The following is an 18,803-nucleotide window of genomic DNA, read 5'->3' on the forward strand; positions in this document are numbered from 1 at the left end:
AAAATAATGAAAACAGATCAATTGCCTGTTAGTGAATATTCTGAATTTAACGCAACTTATATTAGAGCTGCGGGAAATGTTGATATGATTGAAGAATTGGAAATTTGTCTTCACGATTTTATTCGTTTTGTACAAAATATCCCAATGGATAAGTTTGATTACAGATATGCCGAAGGGAAGTGGACTATCAAAGATATTATCCAACACATCATTGATACAGAACGTATTTTTGCTTATCGTGCGTTGCGAATTTCCAGAAATGATAAAACGCCATTGCCTGGTTTTGAAGAAAATGATTATGTCGCTAACACGAATGCTAACGATAGAAATATTCAAGACTTATTAGCAGAATTATCGGCGGTTAGGCATTCAAATTTGTTTCTTTTTAAAAGTTTTTCCGAAGAACAATTAAAAAGAATTGGGACTGCTTCTAATACGTCTATTTCAGTTCGTGCAATAGGCTTTATTCTTATTGGTCATCAAAAACACCATCAAAAAGTTTTTCAAGAAAGATATTTATAGATTATTCGAAACAAGTTGACCAGATTTTCAACTTGTTTTCAAAAGACATTGTATTAGCAGGACTAGTTGAAGGCATCACATAATACGTGATGCCTTTTATTTGTCCGAATTTTTTTAGAAAATATTTATGACTTTCTTTTCCATTAAAGATGATTTTAGTGATTGCTGGAAATTTTTTAAACAACGATTCAAAATCATTTTCTTTTTGATTTTTAATATGAATATCTAAACTTCCTTTTCTTTCGCAATTTTCCAATACATCCCACAATCCAATTTTATTTTTTTGCAATAACAGAATCTTTTCTTCGAAAATTTCTGACACAGGTAAATTACCCAGTTGTGTGTACATTATTTTCCAAAAATGGTTTCTTTTATGTGCATAATATTCCTGTTTTTCAAGAGAAGCTATGCCAGGCATGGTTCCCAAAATCAAAATTTCAGTTTGAGAATTTACAAATGGAGGAAATGAATTTATCATACTAATTTTTAAAATACAGCATTTTCTTTTTCTAGTATAGCCAATGCCAATCGTATTTTTCCGTAATCTATTTTTTCTTCAAAATAATCAAAATAGGGTTTCAAGGTATTTGGAGATTCTAGTTTTATTTGAGCTTCAGCAATTTGAGATACTTCTTCTTTAGATATAAACGGATTTAGATCTATAGCTGCTCCGTCAACATATAATTTGGCTAAATGAGACATAATGGTACTTAATCCTAATTTTCGCTTTTGAGAAATTTCTTCAACAGATAATCCGTTTTGGTATAAATCTAATGTTGCTGCATATGTTGTGGCTTCTTTCTTTTTTTTAACAACTTTAGATTTTTGAAAATCAATTATAGCTTTTATAAAGGCGTCACCATATTTTTCCAGTTTAGCTTTCCCAACGCCATCAATTGCTAATAATTCGGGATCACTCATAGGTCTTTCGGTTTCCATTTGGCGTAAAGCCGCATCACTAAAAATTACATAAGCAGGAACAGATTCCTCTTTGGAAATTTCATAGCGTAGTTTTCGTAACGTATCAAATAATGAATTAGCAGTAGATTTACTTTTTACTTCTTTGACTTCTTGTTTGTCGATGCTGATTTTCTGAACAGTAGTTAGTTGTACTTTTTCTCCTTCAAACAATACTTTTTTTGCAAAAGCGGTTAATCTAATTTTGTTTTGTTGATGAAACGCAATTTCGCAATATCCCAGATTGATAAGTTGGATTAAATATTGATTCCAATCAAACCAGGAAAGATCAGTGCCAACACCATAAGTTTTAAGATTTTGATACTCTTTTTCGTAAATATATGCATTTTTTGAACCACGCAAGAAGTCAATGATAACGGGTAATGGTTCTGTTTCCTGCAAACGAATAATCGCCGATAATGCTTTTTGAGCAATTACAGTTCCGTCAAAAAAGGAAGGTGGGTTTTTGCAAATATCACAATTCCCACAGTTCTCCGTAACGAGTTCTCCAAAATAGGAAAGCAATATTTTTCTGCGACAACTTAAGGCATCTGCATATTGTTTCATTCTTTCGAGTTTTGCTAGTTGTACTTCGGCATTCAAGCCTTGAGAAGCAAATTTTTGTAATTGAATAACATCACCGTAGCTTTCAAACAATACCGTTTCAGATGGTAATCCATCCCGACCGGCACGACCAATTTCTTGATAATAACCTTCGATGTTTTTAGGTAAATTATAATGAATTACCCAACGAACATTTGATTTGTCAATTCCCATTCCAAAAGCTATTGTAGCACAAACCACTTGGCAATCATCATTAATGAACTCGTCTTGGGTTTTGGAACGAATTTTATTGTCTAAACCAGCGTGATATGCTTTTGCATTTATTCCTATTTTTTGTAATTTTTCAGCAAGTTCTTCTGTTGTTTTTCGGCTTAAGCAATATATTATTCCTGATTCATTTGGCTTTTCTTGGATGAAATCGATAATCTGTTTTACTCGGTCTAAAGCTGGCCGAACTTCTAAACTCAGATTTTTTCTGTCAAAAGATGCTACGAATATTTTAGGATTGATTAAATTTAATTGTTCGCTAATATCCTTACGGGTAGCTTTATCAGCCGTTGCAGTTAAAGCTAAGATTGGAGTAGAAGGGAAGCGGTTTTTTAGATAACCCAAGTTAGTGTATGCAGGACGAAAATCATGTCCCCAAGCCGAAATGCAATGGGCTTCGTCAATAGCGATAAGACTTATAGTTAAACTATTGAAAATGTTATCAAGATAAGAAAGGCTTTCTGGTGCAATGTAAACTAACTTTATAACGTTCGATTTTAAGCTTTCAATATAAAATTGACGTTCGTCTTCAGTTTGACTACTATTTATAAAACAGGCGGCAATACCATTTGCTTTCAAACTATCGACTTGATCTTTCATCAAAGCAATTAGTGGCGAAATTACGATTGTTATTCCTGGTAAAATTAAAGCTGGTAATTGAAAACAAATTGATTTACCACCACCGGTTGGCATAATTGCCAAAGTATCATAGCCAGATAGGACACCGTTTATTATGTCTTCCTGATTGGGTCTGAATTTTTCAAAACCAAAATTTTCCTTGAGTTTGGCATGTAAGATTTGTTGATTCATTTTGGCGTATATTTTGTATTCTAAATTAACAAAAAAAGGAACTCGTTGTGAGTTCCTTTTTTATTTTTATCGAAAAATTGAATTAATCTTCATCGTCATCATCATCTTCGTCTGATGAATCTTTTTCCTCTGCATCATCATCATCGTCGTCACCATCATCTCCACTATCTTTGTCAGGCTTATCAAGATTTTCATCTTCATCGTCATCGTCAACTGAATCATCATCGTCAAGTTCAAGTCCGCTGATTGGTTCGATAACGTCATCTATTTCATCATCCTCATCGTAATTTTCAATTCTGTCGGCTAATTTAGTGCTGACTTTTACTAAATAAATGGTGTCTTCAGTCCGCACTTCAACGGCTTCTATTAATTCATTTTTAGCATTTCTAAAACGGATAATGTTTGAATCATCATATCCTTCAGGAAATTTTTCTACCAAAAGGTTTAAAATTTCATTTGTAAGTTTTGCGTAATCAACTATTACTCTTTTCATAAAGTTATTCTATAAATCTAATAAATAAGCGAAAATTAAAGGTGCCACAATTGTAGCATCGGACTCAATAATAAACTTAGGAGTTTTAATATCTAATTTACCCCAAGTAATTTTTTCATTCGGTACCGCTCCAGAATAAGAACCATAACTGGTTGTTGAATCTGAAATCTGACAAAAATAACTCCAAAAAGGAATGTCATGCATTTCCATATCTTGGTACAACATTGGTACTACACATATTGGAAAATCTCCTGCAATACCTCCACCAATTTGGAAAAAACCTACACCATTAGTACTGTTTTTTGGATACCAATCAGACAAGAAAACCATGTATTCAATGCCGGATTTCATTGTTGATGCTTTTAATTCACCTTTGATTACATAAGAGGCAAATATATTTCCCATTGTACTATCTTCCCAACCTGGTACAATAATAGGTAAATTTTTCTCAGCAGCTGCATACATCCAGCTGTCTTTTAAGTCAATTTCATAATATTCTTCAAGAACGCCGGAAAGCAACATTTTATACATAAATTCATGTGGAAAATATCTTTCACCTTTATCATCAGCATCTTTCCAGATTTTATAAATATGCTTTTGCAAACGACGGAATGCTTCGTGTTCAGGAATGCAAGTATCGGTAACTCGGTTTAAACCTCTTTCTAGTAAATCCCACTCATCTTGAGGAGTTAAATCTCTATAATTTGGAACTCTTTCATAATGAGAATGAGCTACTAAATTCATAATGTCTTCTTCAAGATTTGCTCCTGTACAAGAAATAATTTGAACTTTATCCTGACGAATTATTTCGGCAAAAATCTTTCCAATCTCTGCTGTACTCATAGCTCCAGCCATGCTCACCATCATTTTAGCACCGTTGGCTAATTGTTGTTCATATGCCTTAGCTGCGTCAACTAAAGATGCAGAGTTGAAATGCAAGTAATGCTTCTCGATAAACTGACTGATTGGTCCTTTGCTCATTTTTTTAAATTTAAAGATTTAAAAATCGAAACATTGAATTTGTATTTCAAATTTAACGAATTTTTAAATTGACTAATTGTATAATTAAGAATTTATTTTTTGTCGTAACCTAATATTTTTAAAACATCATCGGAGGTTTGTTGTTCGGAGAAAACCTCAGTTGCCAAAATTCCATTTTCATCTCTATCTATCAGTATGTGTTTAGGTTGTGGAATTAAGCAATGGTGTAAACCACCATATCCACCTATTGTTTCCTGATAAGCTCCGGTATTGAAAAATCCAATATATAATGGTTTTTCTTTGTTATATTTTGGCAAATATATAGCGTTCATATTTTGCTCTGAATTGTAATAATCATCACTATCACAGGTCATCCCGCCTAATAAGACTCTTTCGTAAGTGTCATTCCAGCGATTTATAGCTAACATGATGAAACGCTTGTTAATAGCCCATGTATCTGGCAAAGTTGTGATAAAAGAGGAATCAATCATATTCCATTTTTCTCTATCATTTTGTTGTTTTTGATACAAAATCTGATAAATTGCGCCACCGCTTTCGCCAACAGTAAACGAACCAAATTCTGTAAAGATATTTGGAACATCAACTTCTGCTTCATCACAAGCTATTTTTATTTGATTGATAATCTCATCAATCATATATTGGTAATCGTACTCAAATGTCAATGAATTCTTGATAGGAAAACCACCACCAATATTTAATCCATCAAGAGTAGGGCATTCTTTTTTAAGCGCGACATATACTTTGATACATTTTACTAATTCATTCCAATAATAGGCATTGTCATTTATACCTGTATTAATAAAAAAGTGCAACATTTTAAGTTCCAAGCTTTTATTTTCTTTTATCTCTTTTTTGTAAAAAGGAACAATGTTTTTGTATCCAATTCCTAATCTTGAAGTATAAAACTCAAACTTAGGTTCCTCTTCAGCTGCAATACGGATTCCAATTTTGAATTTTCCTTTTATTTGAGCTTGAAGTAAATCCAGTTCTTCATAATTATCAATAATTGGAATTGCATTTTTATGACCGTTATTTACTAATCTTGCAATGTTCTCAATATATTGATCTCTTTTGAAACCATTACAAATTACATAAGTACTTTTGTTGATTTTTCCATTTTCCAATAAATTTTCAACAATATTGATGTCAAAAGCAGAGGATGTTTCAATATGGATATTATTTTTGAAAGCCTCATTCATTATAAATTCAAAATGAGAACTTTTTGTGCAATAGCAATAGTAATATTTAGCCTCATATTTATTTTTTTCCATTGATTTACGAAACCAGCTTTTGGCTTTGTTAATGTTATTGGAAATTTGAGGTAAATAGGTAAATTTTAATGGTGTACCATATTTTTCTACGAGTTTCATCAAGTCTATATTGTGAAACTGAAGATTGTCTTTGTTTAATGTAAATTCTTCTTGTGGAAAGTAATAGGTTTGATTTATTAAATCAGAATATTTTGTATTCATTTGTTTTTCAGTATTTTAGATTAAATATATGTAAAAAATAATTAATCTAAAATTCAAACTCTGATATTTGCATAAATTATTTGAAGCTTTTCATGGTCTGATTTCAAATATTGAAAAATATCAAAACTAAAGTTCCCTTTGATAGAATAAAAACGTTTCAATATTCTTAAAAAAGACATATTGTTTCGGTTTTTCTTAGAACTATAATTTCTCTTGTTTTGACTTTTTTTCATCGCAGCAAATGTAAAAAATATTATATACGTAATGCAATCCTTTTTATAAAAAAATAATTAAGATTTATAATCCAGAAACGCTTTAAGAATTAATTCATTTTCAACTGATTGATTGATTTTTATTTTCCCGATACCTTCAATTAATGCAAACTGGATGTTACCATACTCATTTTTTTTGTCGTGAATAAGTAATTCTAAAATAGGTTCGATATCATTTTCTTCAAAAACAATGTCGTCGTATATACTCTTAATACTCGATTTTATTTGGAAATATTCCTCTTGATTGATCAAGTTTTTATTCCATGAAATGTAACTTTCCAATATCATCCCAACAGCAATTGCCTCACCGTGTAATAAAGTTGTCTTGTTTTCATTCTCCAGAAAATAGCTTTCAATGGCATGTCCTAAAGTATGACCAAAATTTAATGCTTTTCGGATATTTTTCTCAGTTGGATCTTGTTTTACAATTTCATTTTTTATTTCGACAGAACGATATATTAATTCATCAAAATCAGCAAAATCGATGGCTTTCAAATCTAGAAATTGCTCCCAATATGCTGCGTCGTATATCAAGCCGTGTTTCAGCATTTCGGCAAGACCGGAACGCATTTCATTTTGTGGTGATGTGTTAAGGTATTGTGTATCAATAAGAACCATTTTAGGAACATTGATAACTCCAATTTGGTTTTTTAAATTTCCTAAATCAACACCATTTTTTCCACCAACAGAAGCATCAACCATGGATAATAAAGTAGTAGGTATATGAATAAAATCAACTCCTCTCTTGAATGTTGAAGCCACAAAACCACCTAAATCGGTAACAACGCCGCCACCTAAATTAAGTACTAGGCTTTTTCTATCAGCACCAAGCTCAGTTAATACATTCCAAATTTGGACACAAGTTTCTATATTCTTATTGTGTTCTCCTGCTTCAAACTCAATAATTTCAATAGTAAGATCAGTTTCTAAAAAGGGAAGAAATTTTGGTAAACAAAATTCATTTGTATTGTTGTCTACAATAATAAATAGGTTAGAATACTTGTTCTCTTTTAAATGAAGGTTTAATGCTTCATATCCTTTTTCGTTGAAATGAATTGGATAACTGTTGGCTTGAATTGATTGCATCTTTATTGATTAATTGAAAGGGCAAAATAAGGTAATTTTTGGGGAATAATATTCAAAACTCTATCTATATTTGTACAAAAATATCACAAATAATGGAAAAAATATTCAATAATACACAAGTTGCGTTTGCATTAAAAAGCGATACCGAACTCGATAGAGCTTATTTTCTTTTCAAAATGATTGATAATCAGCCTTTAGTTCGAATTGGAACTGCGGTTACTAATTTTGCACTGAAAGCAAATCTTCCTGTTGAAGGTTTAATTCGTGCCACCGTTTTTGACCATTTTTGTGGCGGAGTAAATGAGGTTGATTGCCTTTCTGTAGTAGATAAAATGTTTACTAAAGGAGTTTCTTCTGTATTGGATTATTCTGTAGAAGGTAAAGAGGAAGAAGATCAGTTTGATGCTGCATTGGAAATGACTTTAAAAACGATTGAATTTGCCAAAGAGCGTAAAGCAATACCTTTTGCAGTTTTTAAACCAACAGGTTTTGGACGTTTTGAGTTGTATGAGAAACTTGGAGAAAAACAAACATTAACTGCAGAAGAGCAGGCAGAATGGAATAGAGTAGTGGAGCGTTTTGATTTGGTTTGTAAAGATGCTCATTCTAAAGACGTAGCACTTCTTATTGACGGTGAAGAAAGTTGGATGCAAGATGCAGCCGATGATTTAGTTACCGATATGATGCGTAAATACAATAAAGAAAAGCCAATTGTTTTCAATACGTTGCAAATGTATCGTTGGGATCGTTTGGATTATTTGAAAAAATTACATGAACAGGCAAATAAAGAAGGCTTCTTCATAGGAATGAAATTGGTTCGTGGTGCTTATATGGAAAAAGAAATTGCACGTGCTGAAGAGAAAGGCTACCCGTCACCAATATGTGCTTCAAAAGAGGCTACAGATGAAAATTATGATGCTGCAGTACACTATATGATTGATCATTTAGATACGATGTCTATTTTTGCAGGAACCCATAATGAGGAAAGTACCTATATGTTAATGGAATTAATGCAAGAGAAAGGAATTAAATCAAACGATGACAGAATCTGGTTTGGTCAATTGTACGGAATGAGCGATAATATCAGTTACAATTTAGCCGCTAATGGTTATAATGTTGCTAAATACCTCCCTTTTGGTCCAGTTAAAGATGTGATGCCGTACTTGATTCGTCGTGCCGAAGAAAACACTTCAGTTGCTGGGCAAACCAGTCGGGAATTATCAATGATAAAAGCGGAACGTAACAGAAGAAAGGGGAAGTAGAAATCAGTTTTTAGTACTCAGTTTAAAATGTTTGCATAAAAAACTCCATTCGCTTTTGCTAAATGGAGTTTTTTTATGCAGAACATTTATGAAGTTTAAGAATTACTAAACTGTAAATTGCTTAAATTCTTATACATACCATTTTCTAAAGCAATCAGTTCCTGGTGTGTTCCTTGCTCTGTAATTTTCCCATTATCAAGAACTAAAATTTGATCTGCGCTTCTTATAGTCGAAAGACGATGCGCAATAATAATACTCGTTCTACCTTCCATCAAGATTTCTAAAGCTTCCTGAACTAATTTTTCACTTTCACTGTCTAATGAAGATGTGGCTTCATCCAAAATCAAAATACTTGGATTTTTTAGCAATGCTCTCGCAATAGCAATACGTTGTCTTTGTCCACCAGAAAGTTTAATTCCTCTTTCCCCCACAATAGTTTCGAATTTTTCTGGGAAACTTTCAATGAAATTTAAAGCATTTGCTTGTTTTGCTGCCAGAAGAATTTCTGCTTCGGTAGCATCTGGTTTTCCGTAGGCAATATTTTCTTTGATGGTTCCACCAAATAAAATTACATCTTGAGGTACAATACTCATATTTCCTCGAAGATTTTCTAAATCATAATCGTAAATATTTTTCTCGTCCACCAATATTTCTCCACTATCAATATTATAAAAACGCAATAATAAAGAAGCAATAGTTGATTTTCCGGTTCCACTTGGACCTACAATCGCTATTTTTTGACCATAATTAGCAGTGAAACTAACATCTTTCAACACTTTGATTTCTTTTCTCGAATGATAACTGAACGCTACATTCTTGAAAGTGACATTCCCTTTTATTTTATGTGCAGCCGATGCATTTTGAATTGAATTGATTTTTTCAGGAGTTTCATCCAATAATTCAAAAACACGTTCGGTTGCACCAATCGCCTTTTGGATTTGTGCATAAAGTTCTGCAATTCCTCCAAAAGAGGCACCTACAAATGTAGAGTATAATACAAATGAAATTAATTGTCCTACGCTCATCTCTCCGCTAATGCTCAAACGAACGCCAAACCAAACTACGGCAACAATGGCTCCAAAAAGACAGAAAATAATGAATGAAGCAAAGTAACCTCGGTATTTTCCTCCTTTGATGGCAATTTTAACCACTTCTTTTATTTTGCCATTATAACGGGCAATTTCATACCATTCATTGGCGAAAGCCTTAACAATAGTAATTCCTTGCATGGTTTCTTCAACAATAACCTGACTTTCAGCAACTTTGTCTTGAACGTTTTTCGAATATTTTCTGATAAATCGTCCAAAAATAACTGCAGCAACTGCCACAAGCGGAACAACAGACAACATCAACAACGTTAATTTGATACTTTCATTCGCCAATAAAAGAACACCGCCAATAATTAAAATGAATTGTCTTAAGAATTCAGCTATAGTGGAAGTTAGGGTATCTTGTATTTGGGTTATATCAGAACTGATTCTGCTGTTCAATTCACCAACACGTTTTTGCGAAAAGAATGACATGGGTAACTTTACCAAATTGCTATACAAAGCTAGTCTAAGATTGGCTAACGTATGTTCCGTAAAATTGACAAATAATGACAATCTGAAAAAGGAAAAAATAGATTGAAAAAATAAAATAACAACTAATCCCAAGGCAATATAATTCGCCTGTGCATTATCTTTATTTTTCACACAGTCGATAAGCATTCCCATTAATTTAGGGAAAGCAAGTGCGGTTGCACCTGTTAGCAGTAAAAAAACTAAACCTACATAAAATTTCCAACGATGATTTCCTGCATATTGAAATATTAGAGTTGCTTTAGTAAGTGAACTTGCGGTAATTTTTGATTTTGGTAAATCATTTTCTTTAAACCTTGCCATTATTTATAATTTATTGTCACAAATGTAAGACTATAACACCTCAATACAAAAAAATAGTATGGTTTCATCCTGTATTTAAAGTGCTATTAGCGAGTACGAAAGAGAATTATTGCTATTTTTTATTTTATTTTTTTACTATTTCACTTGTAAATACGATTTCTAGGTGTATATTTGCACTCGCAATAAGGAAATGAAAATTACTAAATTGTACTAGGGCGATTAGCTCAGCTGGTTCAGAGCACCTCGTTTACACCGAGGGGGTCGGGGGTTCGAACCCCTCATCGCCCACCAAGAAACTCCATTAGAAATAATGGAGTTTTTTATTATTTTATTTTTTCCCAACTTTAGATTTGAACCAAGAACTTCGGTAGATAATCTAAATTATTTTTTTTTAATGGAAAAACAGATTAAATATCATTTAGCCGAAAGTGAACAAGATTTTGAAAAATGCAAAGATATTATAATTGAATATCTTGATATATTGGGTATTGATCTTGCATATATGAATTTGCCGAATGAATTTGCAAAAATGACGAAGATGTATGGTGCAAATGAAGGAGCACTTTTTTTTGCTTTAGATAACGAAGAAATTGTTGGTTGTGTAGGTGTTAGAAGAGTAGAAAATGAAATTGCTGAACTTAAAAGGCTTTATGTTAGAGATTCTTATAGAGGATATAAAATAGGTGTTACACTTCTTCAAAAAGCACTAGAATCGGCTCGTAGTCTTGGTTATAAAAAAATAAGACTTGATGTTATTCCAACTTTACAAAAAGCGAAGGAGCTATACATCTCGTTTGGATTTTATGAAATAATACCATATTTCAGCAATCCAGTAGAAGGAACAACTTATATGGAAAAGCTTTTATAAGAACAACATAAAAAGAAAATAGATCTAATTTTTTTATCAATTGATACAGATTTAAGTTTTGTAGCTTTAAGTATTAATTAAATACTCCCGCTAAGAAAGTTATGAAAAAGGTGCAAAAAAATATTAATCCTTGGAACGAAATACCTCTAGAAGATTATGAAAATCATATGTCTCATAATTCAGTTGGGCAATTAGAAGTTTTGAATTCATTGACCAAGAAATATTTAAATAACATAGAACCTAAAACTTGCCTTTTTTTAGGAGTTGCAGGTGGAAATGGTTTAGAACATATTGATAATAATGTTACCGAGAATGTAATTGGTATCGATATTAATCAGGACTATCTCAATACGGCTCACGAAAGATATCACGATAAAATACCTTCTTTAAATCTTATAAATTTTAATATTACCACCGATGCCAAAGTATTTTGTAAAGCTGATTTTATATAGGCAGCTTTGGTATTAGAATATACAGGTATTGATAAGGCTTTAGAATTTTCAATAAACAATCTTCAAACTGGTGGAAATCTTATAGTATCGATACAATCAAATAACGGTGTGCAATCAGTGAGCCAGTCAGGAATTGCAAGCGTTCTAAAAGTAGGGTCAATTTTTCAGCTTGTAGATCCAGATATTCTTGTAATTGAAGCAAAAAAAAGGGGACTAAGACTTATTGAAAATGAAGAGTCTTTTTTTCCAAATGGAAAATCCTTAAAGACTTTTCACTTCATAAGCTAAATATTGAAAGAATTTAAGCACTTTGTTTATACGTCTTTTTTCTTCAGACACCGTCCTCTCGGCTCATCACCCTCATGAAGCACAATTTTGGAATGTAGGAACAGCGCAGCTTCGGCTGAATCTTTCACTTTGGTAGCAGAGCGTTCTAACATTTCTGCTTCAAATTCAGTTAATACACTTTCCCTTATTCCAGCTTTTCTCCATTCAGATAAAGGTCGGCATTCTCTTGAAATCCTGCGAGCCAGTTTGAGTGCGTCCAGCAGCGCTTGATTCGCCCCTTGTCCTTTGAATGGACTCATTGGGTGAGCAGCATCTCCAATCAAAGTCACTTTTCCCGCTTTTTCCAGTAATTCTGAACTAAGTAATTCCCGATCATAAACAGGATAGCCAGAAATTTGAGCTTCTAAAGTCGTTGCTAATATTTCAGGTATAGGGCTGTGCCACTGTGTTCTGCGACAGGCTTCTTCTTTGAGTGCTTGAGGTCCTTGAGCGCTTAATGCCTTAGCCTCTTTTTCTGACATTGGGAAGCTAAGCTGCCACATCACCGAGTCTGACGTATAAGGCATTATATAGATTCGTTCATTGCCATTGGCGGTTTGGAATACAGTGGCCGAGTCCAGTAAAGAACTATTCAGCCCTTCGAGAGCACTCAAAGGACAAATGCCCAATATCACAATACAATTGAGGTAACGTAAAGGGGTAATAGCATCACCAATCAACAGCTTACGTACTGAACTACGAATACCATCAGCTCCAACCACTAGATCTGCTTTGACGCTTTTTATTTTCCCGTCTACTTGAAAAGTCAGATTAACACCTTCACCCACGCATGCTGCAAAATCTACTAACTGATGTCCCCACTGTACAGCGTTATGTCCGCCGAGTTGTTCAATCAAGGCTAATCGTAAAGATTGCCGTGCAATATGTATGTTGGTTCGTTTTTGAAATGTTTTCGCATCTGACGGTATCCACTTTCGGATGCCCCATTCACCGATTACTTTTCCTGCTGTAGTATGAACCACATGTCTTGTTGAAATCACTCCTTCTTCTAATGAAAAAATACCTAATCCCTCAATCGCTTTGCTAGCTTGTTGGAGCGTGAGTCCGTAGCCCTGGGACCGAGCATCAAAATTGCTATCGCGCTCATAAAGAGTGAAAGGGATTCCGCGATGCAAACAAGCTACAGCCAGAGCAACTCCTCCTATACCACCACCTATAATAGCAAGGTGTGGGTAGTTTTCTTTATCCGCTACAGGAGGACTGGAAGCATGAATCAAACCAGATCCCGAACAATCCAAGCAGGAGTGTAGATGACCCTTAGGACGAACTGGAGCTATTCCTTCACCATTTGTTTTTTCAAATTGTTCGAATGCCATCTGGTAGCGGAGTCGTGCTTTATTGCTGAGTCCTCGACTTTTTTTACCGCGTCCCTTACATTCCAGACAAATAGTCCAGCTTGCTTCTTCATTTTCTACTTTTTTCACTTCTTCTTCATTTAACTTGGTCTTGACTGCTCTCTAGAATAAAAACTTAGCCAATACAATTGATGCTGGACCAAATAGTAAAGTAGTGATTATGATTTTCAGCGTTTTGCCGCTTGTAGCAGATCCGCAAATTTAAGACAAAAGATTACCAGTACAAAACTACTTTAGAGTTTAGGGAGAAACCCCAAATACAAGCTGAATAATAATTATTACAATTAATTGTCAACCAGACAAATTACAAAAGTGGTTTTTTCATCATCATTTCTATACGCAAGATAGCCGCCATGAGCCTCAACAATGCTTTTGGACAACGTTAATCCAATTCCGGCACCTTCTTTTCGAGTAGTGAAAAATGGCAAGAATATTTTGCTTTCTATTTCTTTTTCAATGCCTTTTCCAGTATCGGTAATCATAATAAAAGTTCTCTTTTCTTTGACTTCCGCGGAAATAATAATCTGTTTATTTAGCGTTTCTTTCAAAGTATAAATGCAATTCGTCAAAAGATTAATCAATACTTGCTCCATTTGTTGCGGATCAATATTTAGCCTGCGGTCGAAAGCAATTGTATTGAGAACTTCTATTTGTTCTTGCTTAAAAATGGGCGCCATTATTTGAAAACAGTTTTCAATCCATTTTGATAATTCTATTTTTTCTTTTTTGGGAGAGGGCAACATGGCTAGTTTGCGATAACTTTCTACAAATTGTTGTAAATGGTCGCTTCGTCTCAACATCGTGGCAACACTACTTTTCATATCATCTAAATCTTCTGCTGAAATGGTTTCCTGCTGTACCAAATCCTGTAAATTCTGGGATAATGAGCGAATAGGAGTAATCGAATTTAAAAGTTCATGTGAAATCACCTTCATCAAATTAATCCAAGCCTCTTTTTCTTTTTTCTCGATTACATTTTGAATCGAATCCAGCAAAACAATAAAATAATCCCGATTGTAAATTTCACTTCTCGACGTTTGCATCACAAATGTTTGCGTGTCTTGCTGATTAACGCGGATCTCTAATGACGTTTTGATTTCCTGAAAATTCTGTTCCTCCATAATTTTACATAGCGAAGGCAAGTGATTTTTTAGATACTTCCATTTGGAGACTTTTGGCACATCAAAATGCTTGGAAAAATAATCATTCATCAAAAAAATATTCCAGTCGTTTCCTTCTTTTTGCAGAATAATAATTCCCGTTTCAATATTGTTTAAAATAGAACGATACACAATATCTTTTGAAACCTGCTCATTTTCTTTGTTTTTCAGTGTTTCATACAACTTGAATAAGTTGGAATAGTTTTGATACGATTTATGTTTTGAAAAATCGGATGTAAAATCATTTTGCAAAATTGAAGTAATCGTTCTGTCATAAAGCAAAAAGGCATTTTTGATGTAAAAATATATTTCAACTAGGAGCAGAAAAATAATAAGAAGACTAAATACTGCTGTAAAAACCAATTCTTTTTGAAAAAGAAAGATGGAAATTCCAGCAACGAAAAGAATAAAAATCAATCGAACAAAAAGTAGTTGGTATATTTTCCAGGATGTAAACATATTAATTGGTGCTGATGTTATATTTTTCTAAACGACGGTATAAGGATGCTCTTGACAATCCTAGTTCTTCAGCGGTTTTACTGATGTTATTGTTATTCTTAAGCAGGATTTTTTCGATAGCAGATTTTTCTACAGCCGAAAGCTGAATATCCTCTTGATTATCCTCGTAAGTTGTTATTTGTTCCAAATCCAAATCGGAAACAGTAATATGATTGTTCTCACAAAGAATCACGGCACGTTCTATTCTGTTTTCCATTTCCCGAATGTTTCCGTTCCAAGCGTGCTTTGCTATTTGTTCCAATGCTTTTTCGTCAAAAATGATTTCCTCTCGGGAGTATTTATCAATCATTTTTTGCAAAAGATAGTGCGCCAAAGGGATTTTATCTTCGTTTCGTTCCCGTAATGGAGGCAAGACGATTTCCATAGTGTTGATGCGATAGTACAAATCTTCACGAAAATTTTTATCGGTAACTTCTTGTTTTAAATCCATGTTAGTAGCCGTGATAATGCGAACATTCAACGGTCTAGCTTTTGATTCTCCCAATCGGGTTACTGTTTTGGTTTGAATAACCTGTAAGAGTTTAGATTGTAAATGCAACGGAACATTTCCTATTTCGTCCAAAAATATAGTCCCGTTTTGAGCCATTTCAAAACGTCCGGGAGTGTCGATTTTAGCATCTGTAAAAGCACCTTTGGCATAACCGAATAATTCGCTTTCAAAAATATTCGAATTCAACGAACCCAAATCAACATGAATAAAAGGGTTATTTTTTCGCTCTGATTGACGGTAAATATGATGTGACAAAACATATTTACCAGTTCCGTTCTCTCCAAGTATTAAAACATTAGCATCGGTTTTAGCAACTTTATCTGCCAAAGAATACGCCTTTTTTATAACATCCGAATTACCGACGAAAAAATCATCGGAACTCTCAATAGTATTTGGTTTCTTTTGATCTTTCCGGCTTTTATCGACAGCTTGCTTAACAACGCTAAGTAATTTTTCGTTTTCCCAAGGCTTTAAAATATAATCAAAAGCACCCGATTTTAAGCCTTCTACAGCCGTTTCAACCTTGCCAAAAGCGGTCATCAAAATAACAACGGTTTTAGGCGAAAGTGTTTTTATTTCTTTTAATAAATACAAACCTTCTTTTCCATCCTCAAATCCTATTCTGTAATTCATATCCAGCAAAACGACATCTATTGTGTTTTGTGCTACTAATTCAACTACATTTTTCGGGTTATTGAGCGTATAAATGTTCTCAAAATACTTTTTAAGGAGCATTTTGGAAGCAAAAAGAATGTCTTCTTGGTCGTCTATAACTAATATTGAGGCGTTGGTCTTCTTCATTACTGTTCGGTTTCGGACAAAAGGTGTTCAATAATGAACACTATTAAAATTGTATTAAAAATAAAAACTTAAAAATAAGGCTGTTACAATGTTTAAGTTTTTGGCACGAAAATCTCTTTATGCTTATCAAATCATCAACAATGGACACCGTAATCACAAGTAAAACTAACAAAAATAAGTATCTTTTAATCGCTTTGCCAATTATCTTACTCTTTGGGTATTTTGTCTTTACTTCTGCAACCAAAAAAAGAAGTTTTAACGTAAAAAAAACTGAAATCACGATTAAGACAGTTGAAAATGATTTTTTTGAAGACTTCATGTCCTTTCAAGCAAAAGCTATTCCTTTAAATTCAATGTTAATTAATATCATTGAAGGCGGGGCCGTTCAGGAAATATTTGTCGAAAATGGCGATATGGTTATCAAGGGACAACCGTTGGCAAGATTATACAATCCTAATGCAGAACTGGCGTATATGCAACAGGAAACAGCGATTATCGAACAAATCAATAATTTGAACAAAGCCAAACTTGATTTAAGAAATCAAGAGTTGAATTTAGAAAAAGACTTGATTGCCATTGAACACGATTATCTCGATGCCAAAAATTTATTCGAATTGAACAAGAAACTTTTTGAACAAGAAATACTTTCTAAAAACGAATGGGAAAAGACTCAAGAGAACTATCGTTTCCAAAAAGAGCGAATGAACATTATCAAACAAAGTGTCAAAAAAGAAAAACTAGCAAATCAAGTACAAATTGGACAACTCAATCAATCTATTGGTTTCATGAATAAAAGTTTGGATATTTTGAGAATGAATAAAAAGAATTTTCTAATTATAGCACCAATTTCCGGAAGACTTTCTTCATTCGAACCGATACTCGGAAAAACCTATTCGCAAAACACGAGCATCGGTTTTATTGATGATAGAAAAGGGTATAAATTAGTAGCTGATGTTGATGAGTTTTATTTGGATAAAATTGCAGAGCAACAAAAAGGAACTGTGGATTTTGAAAGCAAAATCATCGAAGTTCAAATAACCAAAGTAATTCCCGAAATCAAAAATGGAAGATTTCAAGTGGAATTGGATTTTGTTTCCTCTGAAAAACTGGATTTAAAACAAGGATTGAGTTTTGGGGTAAAATTAAATCTGTCGGAAAAAACAAAGACGGTAGTACTTTCGAAAGGAAGTTTTAATGAAGAGACCAGCGGTAAATGGATTTTTGTACTCAATGGCAATAAAGCAGAAAGAAGACCAATCAAACTGGGGAGAGAAAATCCGTTGTATTATGAAGTCCTTGATGGGTTAAAAGCCGGCGAAAAAGTAATAACGTCATCATATAAAGATTATAAACAGGTAGAAATATTAAATTTAGAATAAGAAATAATTATATAAAAATATCATCAATCAAAAAACGAATAATATTATGATTCAAATTAAAAACCTTTCAAAAGTATTTAGAACTGAAGAAGTAGAAACTATGGCACTAGGTGAAGTTTCTTTAACCATTAATCAAGGCGATTTCGTTTCGATTATGGGGCCATCAGGAAGCGGAAAATCAACTTTATTGAATATTGTTGGATTATTGGACAGTGCTTCGAGCGGAAGCTATCAGTTGTTAAACCAAGAAATGATTGGACTAAAAGAGAAAGAAAAATCGAAAGCAAGAAAAGAAAATATTGGTTTTATTTTTCAGAATTTCAATTTGATTGACGAGTTATCGGTTTATGACAATATCGAATTGCCATTAATTTATAATAAAGTTCCATCTTCTGACAGAAAGAAAAAAGTGGAAGCAATTGCCGAAAAATTAGGGATCTCACACCGATTAAAACATTATCCACAGCAACTTTCCGGAGGACAGCAACAGCGTGTAGCGGTTGCCAGAGCTTTGATTAACGACCCGAAAATTATTCTTGCCGATGAACCAACAGGAAATCTGGACAGTAAAAACGGAAACGAAGTAATGGAATTGCTTACCGATTTACATTCCAACGGTGCCACAATTTTGATGGTTACACACTCAGATTATGACGCTTCTTTTTCGGAAAAAATTATTTTGATGAAAGATGGAGTAATCCTTTCGGAAAAAACAAATAGTCGCAATGTTGATGTTTTTAAAGTATAGAAATGATAAGTATCCTAATATCAATAATTATAATCGTTTTTGAGATGCTTTGCCAAATTCTTTTGTAAACATCTTAACCTTTTCATCAAATCA

General features: G+C 33.3%; 17 protein-coding genes and 1 tRNA gene. 8 read left to right on the forward strand and 10 right to left on the reverse strand.

Annotated features, from left to right (window positions below; translation table 11 throughout):
- Nucleotides 1-6 precede the first annotated feature (6 nt).
- Nucleotides 7-522 (forward strand): DinB family protein, encoded by a 516-nt coding sequence (locus tag OA85_RS03180; RefSeq protein ID WP_039108052.1) that lies wholly within the window; start codon nt 7-9, stop codon nt 520-522.
- Nucleotide 523: 1 nt separating this feature from the next.
- On the opposite strand, the gene OA85_RS03185 is transcribed toward OA85_RS03180, so the two are convergent.
- The 6 genes from OA85_RS03185 to aroB all read right to left on the reverse strand — a co-directional run bounded on the left by OA85_RS03185 (nt 524) and on the right by aroB (nt 7,445).
- Complete coding sequence (locus OA85_RS03185) at nt 524-1,000, reverse strand: DNA-deoxyinosine glycosylase (protein ID WP_039108053.1); 477 nt, start codon at nt 998-1,000, stop codon at nt 524-526.
- An 8-nt stretch (nt 1,001-1,008) separates the two neighbouring features.
- On the reverse strand, nt 1,009-3,120 hold the full coding sequence (gene recQ / locus OA85_RS03190; protein ID WP_039108054.1) for a DNA helicase RecQ: 2,112 nt from the start codon (nt 3,118-3,120) through the stop codon (nt 1,009-1,011).
- An 82-nt stretch (nt 3,121-3,202) separates the two neighbouring features.
- The gene (locus OA85_RS17335; protein ID WP_039108055.1) at nt 3,203-3,613 is read right to left on the reverse strand and encodes a hypothetical protein; all 411 of its coding nucleotides are present in this window, start codon (nt 3,611-3,613) and stop codon (nt 3,203-3,205) included.
- Between the two features lie 9 nt (nt 3,614-3,622).
- Nucleotides 3,623-4,594, reverse strand: coding sequence for a deoxyhypusine synthase family protein (locus OA85_RS03200; RefSeq protein ID WP_035672419.1), 972 nt, complete (start codon nt 4,592-4,594; stop codon nt 3,623-3,625).
- Between the two features lie 92 nt (nt 4,595-4,686).
- Nucleotides 4,687-6,087, reverse strand: a complete 1,401-nt coding sequence (locus OA85_RS03205) for a decarboxylase (protein WP_039108056.1) — start codon at nt 6,085-6,087, stop codon at nt 4,687-4,689.
- A 290-nt stretch (nt 6,088-6,377) separates the two neighbouring features.
- Nucleotides 6,378-7,445, reverse strand: coding sequence for a 3-dehydroquinate synthase (aroB, locus tag OA85_RS03215; protein ID WP_039108058.1), 1,068 nt, complete (start codon nt 7,443-7,445; stop codon nt 6,378-6,380).
- Between the two features lie 92 nt (nt 7,446-7,537).
- On the opposite strand from aroB, the gene OA85_RS03220 reads away from it, so the two are divergent.
- Nucleotides 7,538-8,707 carry a proline dehydrogenase family protein gene (locus OA85_RS03220; protein WP_039108059.1) on the forward strand — a complete coding sequence of 390 codons (1,170 nt, stop codon included), beginning with the start codon at nt 7,538-7,540 and terminating at the stop codon, nt 8,705-8,707.
- 95 nt (nt 8,708-8,802) lie between these two features.
- Here the strand turns inward: OA85_RS03220 and OA85_RS03225 are convergent, their stop codons facing one another.
- Complete coding sequence (locus OA85_RS03225) at nt 8,803-10,590, reverse strand: ABC transporter ATP-binding protein (RefSeq protein WP_039108060.1); 1,788 nt, start codon at nt 10,588-10,590, stop codon at nt 8,803-8,805.
- 213 nt (nt 10,591-10,803) lie between these two features.
- On the opposite strand from OA85_RS03225, the gene OA85_RS03230 reads away from it, so the two are divergent.
- The 4 genes from OA85_RS03230 to OA85_RS03245 all read left to right on the forward strand — a co-directional run bounded on the left by OA85_RS03230 (nt 10,804) and on the right by OA85_RS03245 (nt 12,198).
- A tRNA-Val gene (locus tag OA85_RS03230) sits at nt 10,804-10,881 on the forward strand.
- 103 nt (nt 10,882-10,984) lie between these two features.
- On the forward strand, nt 10,985-11,458 hold the full coding sequence (locus tag OA85_RS03235) for a GNAT family N-acetyltransferase (protein ID WP_039109326.1): 474 nt from the start codon (nt 10,985-10,987) through the stop codon (nt 11,456-11,458).
- A 101-nt stretch (nt 11,459-11,559) separates the two neighbouring features.
- The gene (locus OA85_RS03240; protein ID WP_039109328.1) at nt 11,560-11,910 is read left to right on the forward strand and encodes a hypothetical protein; all 351 of its coding nucleotides are present in this window, start codon (nt 11,560-11,562) and stop codon (nt 11,908-11,910) included.
- A gap of 6 nt (nt 11,911-11,916) precedes the next feature.
- Nucleotides 11,917-12,198: a hypothetical protein gene (locus OA85_RS03245; RefSeq protein WP_039108061.1), complete on the forward strand. Its 282-nt coding sequence runs from the start codon at nt 11,917-11,919 to the stop codon at nt 12,196-12,198.
- Nucleotides 12,199-12,224: 26 nt separating this feature from the next.
- On the opposite strand, the gene OA85_RS03250 is transcribed toward OA85_RS03245, so the two are convergent.
- The 3 genes from OA85_RS03250 to OA85_RS03260 form a co-directional block, all read right to left on the reverse strand.
- The gene (locus OA85_RS03250) at nt 12,225-13,682 is read right to left on the reverse strand and encodes an NAD(P)/FAD-dependent oxidoreductase (RefSeq protein WP_039108063.1); all 1,458 of its coding nucleotides are present in this window, start codon (nt 13,680-13,682) and stop codon (nt 12,225-12,227) included.
- A 215-nt stretch (nt 13,683-13,897) separates the two neighbouring features.
- A complete protein-coding gene (locus tag OA85_RS03255; protein ID WP_039108064.1) occupies nt 13,898-15,232 on the reverse strand; it encodes a PAS domain-containing sensor histidine kinase in 1,335 nt (444 codons plus the stop codon).
- A gap of 1 nt (nt 15,233) precedes the next feature.
- Nucleotides 15,234-16,583, reverse strand: a complete 1,350-nt coding sequence (locus tag OA85_RS03260; RefSeq protein ID WP_039108065.1) for a sigma-54 dependent transcriptional regulator — start codon at nt 16,581-16,583, stop codon at nt 15,234-15,236.
- A 140-nt stretch (nt 16,584-16,723) separates the two neighbouring features.
- On the opposite strand from OA85_RS03260, the gene OA85_RS03265 reads away from it, so the two are divergent.
- Both OA85_RS03265 and OA85_RS03270 read left to right on the forward strand, forming a co-directional pair.
- A complete protein-coding gene (locus OA85_RS03265; RefSeq protein ID WP_156129405.1) occupies nt 16,724-17,962 on the forward strand; it encodes an efflux RND transporter periplasmic adaptor subunit in 1,239 nt (412 codons plus the stop codon).
- Nucleotides 17,963-18,008: 46 nt separating this feature from the next.
- A complete protein-coding gene (locus OA85_RS03270) occupies nt 18,009-18,710 on the forward strand; it encodes an ABC transporter ATP-binding protein (RefSeq protein ID WP_039108067.1) in 702 nt (233 codons plus the stop codon).
- Nucleotides 18,711-18,803: the final 93 nt, after the last annotated feature.

Source organism: Flavobacterium sp. AED (assembly GCF_000812945.1).
Classification (GTDB): domain Bacteria; phylum Bacteroidota; class Bacteroidia; order Flavobacteriales; family Flavobacteriaceae; genus Flavobacterium.

Coding starts and splice junctions, on each gene's coding strand:
- OA85_RS03180 (WP_039108052.1), top strand. CDS start 7: ATGAAAACAGATCAATTGCCTGTTAGTGAATATTCTGAATTTAACGCA.
- OA85_RS03185 (WP_039108053.1), bottom strand. CDS start 1,000: ATGATAAATTCATTTCCTCCATTTGTAAATTCTCAAACTGAAATTTTG.
- OA85_RS03265 (WP_156129405.1), top strand. CDS start 16,724: ATGGACACCGTAATCACAAGTAAAACTAACAAAAATAAGTATCTTTTA.
- OA85_RS03260 (WP_039108065.1), bottom strand. CDS start 16,583: ATGAAGAAGACCAACGCCTCAATATTAGTTATAGACGACCAAGAAGAC.
- OA85_RS03220 (WP_039108059.1), top strand. CDS start 7,538: ATGGAAAAAATATTCAATAATACACAAGTTGCGTTTGCATTAAAAAGC.
- OA85_RS03205 (WP_039108056.1), bottom strand. CDS start 6,087: ATGAATACAAAATATTCTGATTTAATAAATCAAACCTATTACTTTCCA.
- aroB (WP_039108058.1), bottom strand. CDS start 7,445: ATGCAATCAATTCAAGCCAACAGTTATCCAATTCATTTCAACGAAAAA.
- OA85_RS03235 (WP_039109326.1), top strand. CDS start 10,985: ATGGAAAAACAGATTAAATATCATTTAGCCGAAAGTGAACAAGATTTT.
- OA85_RS03255 (WP_039108064.1), bottom strand. CDS start 15,232: ATGTTTACATCCTGGAAAATATACCAACTACTTTTTGTTCGATTGATT.
- OA85_RS03225 (WP_039108060.1), bottom strand. CDS start 10,590: ATGGCAAGGTTTAAAGAAAATGATTTACCAAAATCAAAAATTACCGCA.
- OA85_RS03270 (WP_039108067.1), top strand. CDS start 18,009: ATGATTCAAATTAAAAACCTTTCAAAAGTATTTAGAACTGAAGAAGTA.
- recQ (WP_039108054.1), bottom strand. CDS start 3,120: ATGAATCAACAAATCTTACATGCCAAACTCAAGGAAAATTTTGGTTTT.
- OA85_RS17335 (WP_039108055.1), bottom strand. CDS start 3,613: ATGAAAAGAGTAATAGTTGATTACGCAAAACTTACAAATGAAATTTTA.
- OA85_RS03240 (WP_039109328.1), top strand. CDS start 11,560: ATGAAAAAGGTGCAAAAAAATATTAATCCTTGGAACGAAATACCTCTA.
- OA85_RS03200 (WP_035672419.1), bottom strand. CDS start 4,594: ATGAGCAAAGGACCAATCAGTCAGTTTATCGAGAAGCATTACTTGCAT.